This window comes from Terasakiella sp. SH-1 (genome assembly GCF_004564135.1).
GTDB lineage: Bacteria > Pseudomonadota > Alphaproteobacteria > Rhodospirillales > Terasakiellaceae > Terasakiella.
In genome coordinates this window covers 3,345,861-3,359,095 of sequence record NZ_CP038255.1, presented here as the reverse complement: position 1 = coordinate 3,359,095, position 13,235 = coordinate 3,345,861, and the positions used below count along the sequence as shown (strand labels likewise).

12 protein-coding genes are annotated in these 13,235 nt (G+C 47.1%); 10 read left to right on the top strand and 2 right to left on the bottom strand.

Features of this window, described 5'->3' with window-relative positions:
* The first annotated feature begins 27 nt into the window (after positions 1–27).
* Positions 28–2,172 (top strand): protoglobin domain-containing protein, encoded by a 2,145-nt coding sequence (locus tag E4K71_RS15765; RefSeq protein ID WP_135081228.1) that lies wholly within the window; start codon positions 28–30, stop codon positions 2,170–2,172.
* Between the two features lie 153 nt (positions 2,173–2,325).
* Positions 2,326–3,198 carry a hypothetical protein gene (locus E4K71_RS15760; protein ID WP_135081227.1) on the top strand — a complete coding sequence of 291 codons (873 nt, stop codon included), beginning with the start codon at positions 2,326–2,328 and terminating at the stop codon, positions 3,196–3,198.
* Here E4K71_RS15760 and E4K71_RS15755 read toward each other — a convergent pair.
* Positions 3,165–3,632, bottom strand: a complete 468-nt coding sequence (locus E4K71_RS15755; protein ID WP_135081226.1) for a tRNA (cytidine(34)-2'-O)-methyltransferase — start codon at positions 3,630–3,632, stop codon at positions 3,165–3,167. The two genes, E4K71_RS15760 and E4K71_RS15755, sit on opposite strands and share 34 nt — an antisense overlap.
* Positions 3,633–3,920: 288 nt before the next feature.
* Between E4K71_RS15755 and petA the strand changes: the two genes are divergently transcribed.
* The 8 genes from petA (at position 3,921) to rlmN (ending at position 12,390) form a co-directional block, all read left to right on the top strand.
* Positions 3,921–4,466 (top strand): ubiquinol-cytochrome c reductase iron-sulfur subunit, encoded by a 546-nt coding sequence (gene petA, locus E4K71_RS15750; RefSeq protein ID WP_135081225.1) that lies wholly within the window; start codon positions 3,921–3,923, stop codon positions 4,464–4,466.
* Between the two features lie 14 nt (positions 4,467–4,480).
* A complete protein-coding gene (locus tag E4K71_RS15745) occupies positions 4,481–5,719 on the top strand; it encodes a cytochrome b/b6 (RefSeq protein WP_135081224.1) in 1,239 nt (412 codons plus the stop codon).
* 1 nt (position 5,720) lies between these two features.
* Positions 5,721–6,527 (top strand): cytochrome c1, encoded by an 807-nt coding sequence (locus E4K71_RS15740; RefSeq protein ID WP_135081223.1) that lies wholly within the window; start codon positions 5,721–5,723, stop codon positions 6,525–6,527.
* A 317-nt stretch (positions 6,528–6,844) separates the two neighbouring features.
* A complete protein-coding gene (locus tag E4K71_RS15735) occupies positions 6,845–8,545 on the top strand; it encodes a methyl-accepting chemotaxis protein (protein ID WP_135081222.1) in 1,701 nt (566 codons plus the stop codon).
* A 31-nt stretch (positions 8,546–8,576) separates the two neighbouring features.
* The gene (locus E4K71_RS15730; RefSeq protein WP_135081221.1) at positions 8,577–9,035 is read left to right on the top strand and encodes a cache domain-containing protein; all 459 of its coding nucleotides are present in this window, start codon (positions 8,577–8,579) and stop codon (positions 9,033–9,035) included.
* 182 nt (positions 9,036–9,217) lie between these two features.
* Positions 9,218–9,652 carry a BLUF domain-containing protein gene (locus E4K71_RS15725; protein ID WP_167730619.1) on the top strand — a complete coding sequence of 145 codons (435 nt, stop codon included), beginning with the start codon at positions 9,218–9,220 and terminating at the stop codon, positions 9,650–9,652.
* A 392-nt stretch (positions 9,653–10,044) separates the two neighbouring features.
* Complete coding sequence (locus tag E4K71_RS15720; protein ID WP_135081219.1) at positions 10,045–10,857, top strand: hypothetical protein; 813 nt, start codon at positions 10,045–10,047, stop codon at positions 10,855–10,857.
* A 393-nt stretch (positions 10,858–11,250) separates the two neighbouring features.
* A complete protein-coding gene (gene rlmN, locus E4K71_RS15715; RefSeq protein ID WP_135082102.1) occupies positions 11,251–12,390 on the top strand; it encodes a 23S rRNA (adenine(2503)-C(2))-methyltransferase RlmN in 1,140 nt (379 codons plus the stop codon).
* Positions 12,391–12,416: 26 nt separating this feature from the next.
* Here rlmN and E4K71_RS15710 read toward each other — a convergent pair whose 3' ends face one another.
* Positions 12,417–13,184, bottom strand: a complete 768-nt coding sequence (locus tag E4K71_RS15710) for a transporter substrate-binding domain-containing protein (protein WP_135081218.1) — start codon at positions 13,182–13,184, stop codon at positions 12,417–12,419.
* Between the last annotated feature and the right edge of the window lie 51 nt (positions 13,185–13,235).

The following is a 13,235-nucleotide window of genomic DNA, read 5'->3' as shown; positions in this document are numbered from 1 at the left end:
GAACTATCTAGGGGTCGTATCAGAACAATGAGTCAAAACAACGATACGGATGATATTGAAAAACGCCTTGAATATTTGAGAATCGACGAAAATGCCAAAACGGCAATGCGTGATTTTTATGCGCAGGTTCAAGGTGATCTTCCGTCCATTATCTCAGACTTTTACAGCCATATTTCTCAGTTTGAGGAACCTCAGTCCATTCTGGACGGCCATGCGTCACGCCGAAATTTGACTGAGGTACAAAGCAGCCACTGGCAAGATATGTTCAGGGGCCAGTATGATGATGAATATGTCAAACGTGCTCGTGCGATTGGTAAGGCACATGATGCGATCGGGTTGAAGCCGCGCTGGTATCTGGGCGGCTATTTTCTGTTTATTGAAAAGCTGATTGAAAGCTATCTGAAAAAAGCCGGGGTGAAATCCCCGAAGGTGGCTCAACAGATTGGCGGCATGTTACGCACGGTCTGTCTGGATATTGATCTGGCAATGATGACCTATATTGAAAGCGGTGAATTGCGCAAAATGCGTGAACAACTGCTGGAAATGTCCAATGGGGTTTTGCGCGAGGCAGGCGAAACGATTCGCAGTGTGAATGGTCAAACCCAGTTGATGCAAAGCAATGTGAACCGCTTAAATCAGGCGCAAGGGGATTTGGGGGCTCGGGTTGAGGCAGCGGATACATCACTGACCCATACATCCCAAGCCATTCAAACGGTGGCGGCTGCAACTGAAGAGCTGGATGCCTCTTCACAGACCATTGCTGATCAGGTTCAGACCTCTGAACAGATTGCCCAGGATGCGATTGAGCAGTCTATGCGTTCCCAAGAAACTGTGACCTCTTTGGAAACCACGGCACAGGAAATTTCGTCTGTTGTATCACTTGTACAAAATATTGCGTCTCAAACCCGCCTGCTGGCCTTAAATGCTACGATCGAAGCTGCACGGGCAGGGGAAGCCGGGAAAGGGTTTGCTGTTGTTGCCAGCGAGGTGAAGAACCTGGCGGCAGAAACAGAAAAAGCGATTGATCAGGTCAATGCCCAATCTGTACAGATTCAACAGGCAACCGAACGCGCGGTGAAAGAGATTGAATTGACCAACCAGTTGATTCAGAAGATGGGGGATAACGTTTCTACCATTGCCCAGTCTGTTGAACAGCAAACAGCAGCAACTTCTGAAATTAGTTCCAGTGCCTTAAGCGCTTCAGATACAACAGCTGATGTGACCTCGAACATGAGTGGCGTGCGTGAGCAAAATGAAGATGCCTTGATTGTGGCACGCCGTGTGTCCAATATTTCTGAAAATGTTATGCGTGATGTGTCTGGCTTGAGTAATGCCATGACCTTGTTGTTGCGCACATCTTATGCTGGTAACCGTCGTAAAACAGAACGGATCCCCTTGGGGATGGAAGGTGAATTGACCCAAAACGGTCAAAGCGTTGCGGTTGTGATGGCCGATTTGGGGCTGGGCGGGTGTTCTTTGCGTTTGTTGGATGAACAATCCTCTGTGCGCCAGGGGACCTGTCAATTGACTTTGTCACAACTGGGGCAGTTTAACTGTGAAATCCGCCATGTGGGTGATTTGGTTGTAAACGTTGCCTTTGGTCGCCATACCGAAGAGGGTCGAGGAAAAATCCTCAAGCTTTTGCAAGAGACCAAGGAGAAGGACCAAGCTTATATGGCACTGGTGCAACAAGGGGCCAAAAAAGTCGAAGCGGCTTTCCTGGATGCCATCAGGGCCAATAAAATTGGCCTGGAAGATTTCTTTGATATTGATCACCAGCCAATTGATGGGTCAAACCCGATTCAGGTGATGACGAAATTTACGCCGATTACGGATGAATACCTCCCGCCGATTCAGGAAGATATTATTACAAAGCTGCCTAATATTGTCTTTAGTGCGGCGGTGGACCGTTCAGCTTATTTGCCAACTCATAATAAGGTCTATTCTGAGGAACAGGGCGATGATCCGATCTGGAACGATGCCCATTGCCGCAATCGCCGTATTTTTGCCGATCCGGCAGGGTTGCGTGCTGCGCGCAATACCGCCCCTGTGCTGGTACAATCCTATGACCGGGTGGTTGGGAACGAGCGTGTTTTGCTCAAAGAAGTCGATGCTCCGATTTATATTGAGGAACGTCATTGGGGCAATTTACGTTTGGCCTATAAGCCATAGTTTATGAATGAATGTTAATTTCCATTGACCTTTTTAAGGCCCCTGCATTTGGCAGGGGCTTTTTTTAGGTCAGAAAAGGTCTTCTCCCCTTGTGTATAGGAAAAATTACCTTACATCAAGGAAATTGATCATATTTATTAGGGGCGATGAAACATGACGACATCATCTTTTAACCCATCAGACTGGGGTTATGTTGCTGATCCAATGGGGCGATTGGGACAAGGGTATTACAAGAATAAGAATAATTCACAGACATTGAGCGTGGCGCAATTTGAACAAAAACGACGCCAGCCAACAGAAATTAAACGGTCAGAAGAAAAAGAACAAATAGTAAACAAAATACCATCTTCTCCTAGCCCAGCAGCCGCTCAGGGGGGGGACGGTTCGGCTCTTTCTCCCAAGGACTTAACGCCCTGGGATAATCCGATTGTCGGTGAAGAGTTGGTGAAGTCGGATAAGTCAGGGGCCATCAAGGCAAAGGCACCTCAAAAAACATCCGGGGAATCTGCGCAGGCCCAAGCTGAGCGCAAGAAGAAAGAGGAAGAAGAGCGTCGCAAACGACAACAGCAGGATGTGGGTTCAGAAGGGGGACCAGGTGACGCTGGTGAACCTAGTGCGGCTTTGGGGTTGGGAGGTGTTGGTGGAGGTGGGAATGGGGATGGTCCCAAAGTCATCTGCACAGAACTGGTGCGCCAGAAGTTGATGCGTGAACGGGACCGTACAGTTTGTACGCTTTATGCCCTTAAGCGACTGCCTCCAACTTTTATGGATGGCTATCATTTTTGGGCGATTCCTTATGTGCGTTTGATGCGCCGTTCTACATGGGCGACTCGGCTGGTTGTTCCCTTTGTTCAACATCGCACTCGCGAAGTCCGTTTTCGGTTGGCCCTTTCTAAAAAAGGATCATGGTTTGGCAAGGTGATTTGCGCCGTACATGATCCTTTATGCAGTGTTCTCGGTCTTTTTGTCACACCGGGCAATTTTCAGCAGCTTTATAACGGTGAGGCGGGAAAACAATCGGTTTGACGTAAGGCTTCGCCCAGAACCATGGCACCGCTGATGGCGACATTGATGGAACGCATGCCCTCACTCATGGGAATAATCAGGCGTTCATCTGCGGTGTCGTGGACTTCTTCAGGCACACCTTGGCTTTCACGCCCTAAGAGCAGGGTATCATCTTCTTGATAGGCAAATTCCGTATAGAGGTGGGCGGCCTTGGTTGAAAGGAGGATAATGCGTCCTCCTTTTTGGCGTTTATCATCCAAAAAAGTAGTCCAGGAAGGGTGGCGCACTAAATCCACCTGGTCGAGATAGTCCATTCCTGCTCGACGCATGCGTTTGTCATCGAGGATAAAGCCACAGGGCTCGATGATATCAACGCCAACGCCCATACAGGCAGCGAGTCGCAATAAAGTCCCGGTATTTTGTGGAATATCAGGTTGGTAAAGAGCCAATCGCACGGTTTCAGTCCTTCTAGTTGAGAATTGCTATTAATTAAGAGAAAAATAAGACAATTCGTAATATTATTTCACATTTTTCGGGCGGTTAAACCTTTTCTTGACGGGCGAAATGCATTATACGGATGCGCGACTCGTCCTTTAGTTTGGCGGGTCTCGTTGTTAATTGAGTTTTGTCATTGTGTCTTCATATTTTTTAAGTGAAACACTTGGTATACGCAGAAATAAATCTGTAACGGACAACGACTTGGGGCCCCCGTGGTGTAAGCGGGGACAAGAGTGAGGTAAAACATGGCTGATACGGCTACCAAAAAGACGGAAAGCGGTGAATCACGTCGCGACTTCCTGCTGCTGGCAACTTCTGCTGTCGGTGCTGCGGGTGTTGCAGGCGCGATCTGGCCTTTCGTTGACAGCATGAACCCATCTGCTGACGTTCTGGCATTGTCAACAACAGAAGTTGACATTTCCAAGATCGAAGAAGGGCAAAGCGTCACTGTAGTTTGGCGCGGGAAACCGGTATTTGTTCGTCACCGCACAGCGGAAGAAATCGGACAAGCCGCCAAAGACGACAGTGCGTCACTGATCGACGTACAAAAAGACGCTGATCGCGTTCAGAAACCAGAATGGCTGATCCTGTTGGGTGTTTGTACCCACCTGGGTTGTGTGCCACTGGGTCAGAAACCTGGCGATCCGCGCGGTGAATTCGGTGGCTGGTTCTGCCCGTGCCACGGTTCACACTACGATACATCTGGTCGTATTCGCAAAGGCCCGGCACCATTGAACCTTGCAGTTCCGCCGTATGCCTTCCTCGACGATGAAACCGTCAAAATTGGTTAAGGGGTCCTATTGCTATGAGTTCTCCTGAATGGAACAATCCCGTCATCAAATGGGTCGATGACCGTCTTCCGGTCTTCTCCATGATGCACCATTCGACTGCCGGCTATCCGACGCCGCGCAACCTGAGCTACTGGTGGAACTTCGGTTCTCTGGCTCTGACTGTCCTGATCGTTATGATCCTGACAGGTGTTTTCCTTGTAATGAACTACACACCGCATGTTGACATGGCGTTTGACTCTGTTGAACGTATCATGCGTGATGTAAACTACGGCTGGCTGATCCGTTACGTCCATATGAACGGCGCCTCCATGTTCTTCATTGTTGTGTATATCCACATTTTCCGTGGCATTTACTACGGCTCTTACAAAGGCCCACGCGAGATCCTGTGGATCATCGGTGTTGTCATCATGCTTCTCATGATGGGTACAGCCTTCATGGGTTACGTACTGCCGTGGGGTCAGATGTCTCTGTGGGGCGCGACTGTTATTACCAACCTGTTCTCGGCTTTCCCGATCGTTGGTGATTTCATCGTAACACTGCTGTGGGGTGGCTTTGCCGTTGATAACCCGACACTGAACCGTTTCTTCTCTTTGCACTACCTGCTGCCGTTCGTTCTGGTTGGCGTTGTTGGCCTGCACCTGTGGGCGCTTCACGCTGTGAAATCCAACAACCCGCTGGGTGTTGAAATGAAGGCACCGGAAGACAGCATTCCGTTCCATCCGTACTACACAATCAAAGATTTGTTCGGTATGGGCGTGTTCTTTATGTTCTTCTTTGCCTTTGTATTCTGGGCACCAAACTACATGGGCCACCCGGATAACTATATCCCGGCGAACCCGATGGTGACACCGGCACATATCGTTCCTGAATGGTACTTCCTGCCGTTCTATGCGATCTTGCGTGCGATCACGTTTGACATCCTGTTCATCCCGGCGAAACTCGGTGGTGTATTGGCGATGTTTGCATCTATCCTGGTATGGATGGCGCTGCCGTGGCTGGACCGTTCCAAAGTTAAATCTGCGCGTTTCCGCCCGGTTTACAAATGGTTCTTCTGGATTCTGTTCGCTGACTTCGTATTCCTGGGTTGGTTGGGCCAGATGCCTGCTGAACAGCCGTACGTATGGATGGCTCAGTTGGCAACGCTTTACTACTTCGCTCACTTCCTCGTTGTTCTGCCGATGATGGCAAAACTTGAGAAGTCTGTGGTACTCCCGGAAAGCATTGCTGCTGCCGTTTTGAAGAAGGATGCGTAACATGCGTAAACTGATTATTGCTGCTGTTGCTGCTCTCACTTTGAACGCGGGTTCAGCACAAGCTGCGGGTAGTGAATATCACCCGCCTCTGATGGATGCGGACTGGTCTTTTGAAGGGATCTTCGGCCAGTACGACCAGAAACAACTGCGTCGTGGTTTCCAGATCTACAAAGAAGTTTGTGCTTCTTGTCACTCTCTGCGTCTGGTTGCTTATCGTAACCTGTCTGCACTGGGTTTCACGGAAGATGAAATCAAGGAAATCGCTGCTGAATACGAAGTACGTGTTGAGCACGATGACGCTGGTAACGAGCTGACTGAAGATGGTGAATTCTTCACACGCCCGGCAAAACCATCTGATCGTTTTGTTCCGCCTTACCCGAACGAAGCTGCTGCAATTGATGCAAACGGTGCATTGCCACCGGATCTGTCTTTGATGGCAAAAGCACGTGTGGGTGGTCCTGAGTACATCTACAGCTTCCTGATGGGTTTCGTAGAAGAAATCCCGGCAGAAGTGAAAAACCAGAAGGGCTTTACAGAAAACGAAGATAAAGCGTTTAACCTGTATTTCCCTGGCTACTACAACTCCATGCCGGCGCAAATGACGGACGAGTTGGTAGAGTATGAAGACGGTACGCCAATGACGGCTGACCAACATGCCAAAGATATTTCTGCTTTCCTGAACTGGGCTGCTGAGCCTGAGCTGGATGAGCGTAAATCTTTGGGCTTGAAGGTTATGTTGTTCCTGTTGGTTCTGACAGCCATGCTCTATGCGCTTAAGCGTAAGATCTGGGCGGACGTGAAGCACTAAGCTTTCGTATAAAGCCTAAAAAATAAGAGCCGCCGCTTTCTACTTTGGAAAGCGGCGGTTTTTTGTTCTGGGCCAAAACAATTAATCCTATACATAAGTAGTACAAATCAGGTTTTTTGCGTAAACTTCCATTAATATTTCATTAACGGGAGTTTTTGCCCTTGCGGACGACTGCAAAGTTGTGGCATCTCTATTTGAGATTGTAACAATCGTTTCTAGAAAACTAGAACAACTATAAAAGTATCACCTGCATAAAAAAACTAATATAACGCAGGATAGCTGAGAAAAGACTGAACAGATAAAGTGGTTAAGTTGGCATGTCTTTTTTGAATAATATGAAGATCGCGCGCAAAATCGGGGTAATTCCAGTTCTGCCGTTATTGGGGATCGCGATCATCTCTTGGTTGGCTATGGGGTTGGCCAACCAGCAAAATGAGAAATTGGAAGAACTCGATCGTGTCGAATATGCCAAAACGACTTTGGCTGGTGACATTATCTATAATTCCACAATGGCCCAGCTTGAGATTTACCGTTTGTTGACATGGAGTGCAGCAGGCACGGATGAAGAAAAAACGACTCAGGTTATTGAGTCCAGTAAGCAATATCGTGCAAACGTTACGTCTGCCCTTAAGCACCTTAAAAATGATTTTCAGTTGTCGAATGAAGAAAAAGCTTTGTTCAACAAAGTCAGTGCTGAGTTCAAGAATTATAATGAAAATGTTCAGGTCGTTCTTGAAATGCTGGAAATTGACTTTACGGGTGCGGTGTCTTTTCTCTTTACCGCCCAACAAAGCCATACGGCGCTAACAGAACATCTGCATAAGTTCAGTGATCTGACAAAGAACAGCGTGGCTCAGGCTGTGAAAGAAGTGAACGAGGATACAATCGCCTTTAAAAGCGAGCTGATGATCATCGCTTTGATTATTTTGGTTGCTGCGATTGTCTTGTCTGTAATGATTTCACGTTTGGTCAGCAAGCCGGTTGTGGAAATGACCGATGCCATGACTGATCTTGCCAACGGTAAGTTGGATATTACAGTACCCTGTAAAGGCCAAAGTGATGAGATTGGTCAGATGGCTTCTACATTGGAGGTCTTCCGCCAAAACGCTGTGGATGTGAAGAAAGCGCAGGCCGAAGAAGCAGAACGTGCTAAAGAGGCGGAAGCCGCCAAACAGGCAACGATGATGCAGCTGGCAGATGAGGTTGAGCAAACCGTGAAGAGTGCGGTTGAAAAAACCGTTGTGGCGGTTGATAGCTTCCGAAGTGAAACGGACAAGCTGGTTCAAAATGCTGAAGCCACGTCTGAGCGTAGTGAACAAGTGACCAATTCTTCCACAAGTGCCAATGGCAATGTGGAAAATATGGCCAGTACAGCACAGATTTTGGCTGATGGCTTTGGTCAGATTACACAGAATATCGAAAGCTCTACAGAAATTGCCCGCCGTGCGGTAACAGAAGCCCAAGAAACCAATGAAACGGTGAATTCTTTGGCAGCAGCTGGGCAACGGATCGGCGATGTGATTGAGCTGATCAGTGCCATTGCCAACCAGACCAACCTGTTGGCTCTGAACGCGACGATTGAGGCGGCACGCGCCGGGGAAGCCGGGAAAGGCTTTGCGGTTGTGGCCAGTGAGGTGAAGAATCTTGCCTCACAAACAGCACGTGCTACGGAAGAAATCTCAAATGAGATTGAAGCTATCACCACGACAACAGGTCATGCCGTACAGGCGATTCGCAGCATTCAGAATACGATTGATGAAGTGGAAGGGGCATTGAACAGCATTTCCGATACGGTTACTGTTCAAGGTCAGGAAACTTCCAGCATCAACGTGCATGCACAGGAGGCTGCGGCCGGGACTCGTTCTGTAGTTGATGAAATTCGCAGCGTACAGGATATCGCAAAAGGAACAGGCGAATCTGCACGCGGTATGCGCAATATAAGTGACGATCTGCATGCGGAAGTGACACAGCTTTCACAGCAAATGGATACGTTGCTGAGCAATCTACGTAATCATTAATATTATATTTCTATATTTAGGGGAAATACTCATGAAACGTCTGTTTCTGTTTGTCTTCATCTTGATGATGCCGATCTTCACTGCAATGGATGCAAAAGCTGCTGATAAAGCTGCTATTGCCAAAGAAATGGTTGATAAGGCGATTACTCACTATAAAGCAGTTGGCTTTGATAAAGCTGCAGCTTCTTTCAATGACAAAAACGGTGGCTATGTAAATGGTGAATTCTATGTGATCATTTTCACAAAAGAAGGCATCTTTAAAACACACGCGATCAACCCGAAACTGATTGACAATCCAAAACTGCCGAAGCTGAAAGACGTGAACGGTAAGGTTATCCTGACTGAAATGGTTAACGCTGGTGTGAACAACCCGAATGGCGGTTGGGCAGAATACACTTGGACAAACCCGGCAACGAAAAAGCTTGCTCCGAAGAAAACTTGGGTACGTCAGCATGACGACCTGTTGTTCGGTGTTGGTTACTACGACTAAGAAATACCCTATTTCTTTTAAAAAGGCCGTTGCGTTTGATGTCGCAACGGCCTTTTTTATGGCTTCGCTCTAATACCAAAGTATTTATGCCTATGTAGAATCCCTCAAGTAGTCGACCTAATTACTTGGTTATTATTTTTATGGTAGGGTTATAAAAATGAACGAGCAAGGAGGTCATGAAAATGAGACAACTCTCTCAAATAATTTACGCAAGTGCAGCCAGCCGTGAATTTGATACGCAGGAACTCAATGCTATTCTCAATACGGCACGTGATCGCAATAAAGAAAGCGGCATCAGCGGTATCCTTGTTTATCGTTCAGGATCATTCCTTCAGGTTCTTGAAGGGCCAAAAGAAGAGGTCGGACAGCTTTTTGATAAAATTACTCAAGACAAGCGCCACAGTAAGCTCAAGCTGATTTATCGCGGTGATATTCAGGAAAAAGAATTTCAAAATTGGTCCATGGGGTTTGTCGATACGGAATTAAGTCCCCAAAAAATGGAGGGGTACTTTGATTACGATAATGAGCTTGAAGATTTTTTCGTTGATCTCACCCGTGCACGGATGGTGCTGAAACGTTTTAGTTCAGGTGCTTGGCGCCAGGTGGTGAAACATTAAACTGTAAGTAAGAATACTATTCGCAAACTTACTCAGGTATTCGTGCGGATAGTACGCCAAAATAAAAATCGCTAGATAAGAGCGACCCCATACTTCGGAGAAAGGACATACACAACGCACACGAGATAACAGGTTAGGAGGGCAGGGTGGTTCTCAGACTCCAAAAACCCTACCCCAAGTATCCCGCCCTTGGAGCTGAGGATCACTTTGCCTTCCTTGACCTGGCTTTAATATCTCTCCTTACCCCTTTACCCCGCAATGTGTATGCCTTTCTTCGAAGTTTTTTCTTCCCCTCTGATAAATTTTAACTTTCTCCTTACCTTTTATGGTCATGATGTAGGGAAAGGATAACTGTTTATGGATTCTCTAAAGAGAGTTCGGGAGACTTCATCATGGCACTTGCACATCAGGCTTTGGCCCAGACCCAAGAAACGGACAATATTACCCCATTGCGTCGCTCGCCTTTGACACCGGGACTAGCAGCTGCTGCCAAACGTTTTGGTATTCGCCCTGATGCCGTCAAACGCCATGAACAGTTTGAAGAGCAGCGCCGTTTGGAACTGGATAAAATTCGCCTCCATCGTGAAAAGACAAAGGCGAAATATAATGACCTGAAAGGCAAGGTCGACCAATTGGTGGAACATATTCAGATTGTTTCTGCAAACCCGACCAAAGCGCAAGCTGGTGATATCCAGAATATTCGCACATTGCTGAAACAGGCGCTTTATGCCATGGAACGTCAGCAGGCTGAACTCAAAGGGATTCGCGCACGGACTCAGCGTATGGAACGCGCTGCCATGAAGGCAGATGATGTCCATAAAGAAGTCGCAGAAATGCATGACGAGATCACCGGCTACCAACGTGCCATTCACGCTGTACGCAAGGATATGGCTGATTTGGTTGAAATCGTTGAAGGCGAAGGGGGGCTAAAAGATCTTCAAAGCCAGATGCGTGTGGTCCGCAGTGATCTGGACGATACCCGTACCCGTACGGCGATTTTGGAAAATACAGCTGTCAGCCAGTCTGCCCGCACGATGAAGCTGGAACAGGATGTGGCCATGTTACGTACCATGGTCGAGTCCAATATGTCAGAGACAGCTGGAGTGGCAGGTGCCTTGTTAAGTCTGCGTGAAGAAATGAATGGTTTACGCACCAAAGTCGGGCGCTACATCATCGACCAGATCAAACTGACCCGCACCAAATAATCGCCAAACTCATTAAATTGATAGACTCTGACCCTAGGGCGTAAACTCATAAAATAGACTTGCTTTGGTTTCCCTAAAATATAGGCAAGATAAGGCAAAGGCTTGCAGGAAGTACTTGTACTTTCAAAAGACTTTAACGCCGTAATGCCTATATTTTAGGGAAATCCCGTAAGGGACGGGATGTATTTGAGGATAGAGCGGCGTTATAAAACCCTTAAAGTGCTCGCACTTCTGCGGGTTTCATGCCTTGTCTATCCTCAAATACATCTCCGCCAAACAAGTCTATTTTATGAGTTTACGCCCTAGATTTGCAATCTGTCGCTATTTCCTGTATAGATGCGCCACAGCTTGGAAAAACCAAGTATTGAACTCAGCTATTCGGACAATTTGAAAATGACAGACCAACGCATTGACTTGGTGGGACTCAGCCGTGAGGAATTGAAGGCTGAAATGGAACGTATTGGTGAAAAAGCCTTTCGTGCCAAACAACTGTGGCAATGGATTTACCATTATGGTGTCACAGACTTCACCAAAATGACCAATATTTCCAAGTCGTTGCATGGTAAATTAGCTGACCATTTCTATATTGGCCGCCCCGGTATCAGTGAAGAACTGACCTCTGTTGATCGCACGCGCAAGTGGCTGTTTAAATTTGACGATGGCAATGAGGCTGAAACCGTTTTTATCCCGGAAGAAGATCGCGGTGCGGTTTGTATTTCTTCACAGGTGGGCTGTACCTTAACTTGTAAGTTTTGCCATACCGGAACCCAATTACTGGTGCGTAACCTGTCTGCGGCAGAAATTGTCGGCCAGTTTATGGCGGCGCGTGACAGTTATGACGAATGGCCCTCTCCGCCGGGGGATAAGCGGTTGCTGTCCAATATCGTGCTGATGGGTATGGGGGAGCCGCTTTATAATTTTGACAATGTGGTCAAGGCTTTGAAAATCCTGATGGATCAGGAAGGTATTTCTCTTTCCAAACGCCGCATTACCTTGTCAACCTGTGGCATTGTGCCGGAAATTCGTCGTTTAGGCGAAGTTGCGGATGTGGAACTGGCAATTTCCTTACATGCCCCGAATGACGAGGTGCGTAACCAGATTATGCCTATTAACAAGAAGTACCCTTTAAAAGATTTGATGGCAGCTGTGCGTGATTACCCGGCTGCGATTAATGCACGGCGGGTGACTTTTGAATATGTCATGTTGAAGGGCATTAATGATTCTGAGGCGGATGCCCGTGAACTGACCCGTTTGGTCAAAGATATCCCTTGTAAGTTTAACCTGATCCCGTTCAACCCCTGGCCGGGTAGCGATTATGAATGTTCTGATCGTAAAACAATCAAGCGTTTTACAGAGATTCTGAACCGTGCAGGCTATACGGCGACAACACGGGTGACACGAGGCCAAGATATCTTGGCAGCTTGTGGTCAGTTGAAATCAGAAAGCCAGCGTGTGCGTTGTTCACGTATGAAGGCCCGGATTGAGGCTGGTATTGAAGATTCGGACCATGTATTGCCCGCTTCTGCTGAATAAAAACGTCATCTTTAATCAAGTTGAGGTTAATTCAAATACTGGGTGGTGATCTTCATAATGGTCCCATCCAGATGCAGCTTTTTCAGTTCGGCTTCGATCTTGTTTTTCAATTCCTGAGAATTGGGGAAGCTTGATTTGCGCGAGATGACTAAAAAAGCAGGGTGATGGGGCATGAAAGGGATGGTCAAAGATTTAATTTGGCCCAGTTTGCCATTTTTCTTTAAATAATAGCGAAAGCGTGCTTCATTATCCAAAATGGCATCAATTCTCCCCTTTTCCAGCATTTTCAGGGCATTATCTGCATCATCAAAGGTCAAACGCTGAATTTTTCCATCATTTATCGCTTGTTCGAAGCCAATGGTGAGAGCAAAGCCACGATTATGGGCAATCTTCTTGCCAAAGAAGTCATAAATGCTGTTGAAATCGAATTCCTTATCCTTGCGTACAAAGACACTGAAAGTGGAATAATGCAAGGGGACGGTGAAGATATAGTCGGCAAACTGGCGACGCTTTTCCGTATCAAACAGGGAAAATCCGACATCACATTCGCCTTCACGAATAGAAGCGAGCAAACGCTTCCACGGAAAAGCCCTGATTTCCGCAGGTTGTTTCATGTTTTTAATGATTTGCAGAACAATATCAATATCAATCCCACGTAAAGATTTACCCTCTTTGATAACGTAGGGTTCAAATCCCATATGAGTACAGACCCGCAAATCCCGTGCCTGTGCAGTGGTTTGATACAGAAGAAATAGTGCCAGTAACAGGCTTATTGTTTTTATGATTTTGGGCACGCCTCAACCTCAAATCATATTAGAATAGAGGCATTCTACATATTTTTGCCC

Excerpts from the sequence above, each read along its gene's own strand:
- E4K71_RS15765 (WP_135081228.1), top strand. The coding sequence starts at position 28 with ATGAGTCAAAACAACGATACGGATGATATTGAAAAACGCCTTGAATAT.
- E4K71_RS15760 (WP_135081227.1), top strand. The coding sequence starts at position 2,326 with ATGACGACATCATCTTTTAACCCATCAGACTGGGGTTATGTTGCTGAT.
- petA (WP_135081225.1), top strand. The coding sequence starts at position 3,921 with ATGGCTGATACGGCTACCAAAAAGACGGAAAGCGGTGAATCACGTCGC.
- E4K71_RS15745 (WP_135081224.1), top strand. The coding sequence starts at position 4,481 with ATGAGTTCTCCTGAATGGAACAATCCCGTCATCAAATGGGTCGATGAC.
- E4K71_RS15740 (WP_135081223.1), top strand. The coding sequence starts at position 5,721 with ATGCGTAAACTGATTATTGCTGCTGTTGCTGCTCTCACTTTGAACGCG.
- E4K71_RS15735 (WP_135081222.1), top strand. The coding sequence starts at position 6,845 with ATGTCTTTTTTGAATAATATGAAGATCGCGCGCAAAATCGGGGTAATT.
- E4K71_RS15730 (WP_135081221.1), top strand. The coding sequence starts at position 8,577 with ATGAAACGTCTGTTTCTGTTTGTCTTCATCTTGATGATGCCGATCTTC.
- E4K71_RS15725 (WP_167730619.1), top strand. The coding sequence starts at position 9,218 with ATGAGACAACTCTCTCAAATAATTTACGCAAGTGCAGCCAGCCGTGAA.
- E4K71_RS15720 (WP_135081219.1), top strand. The coding sequence starts at position 10,045 with ATGGCACTTGCACATCAGGCTTTGGCCCAGACCCAAGAAACGGACAAT.
- rlmN (WP_135082102.1), top strand. The coding sequence starts at position 11,251 with ATGACAGACCAACGCATTGACTTGGTGGGACTCAGCCGTGAGGAATTG.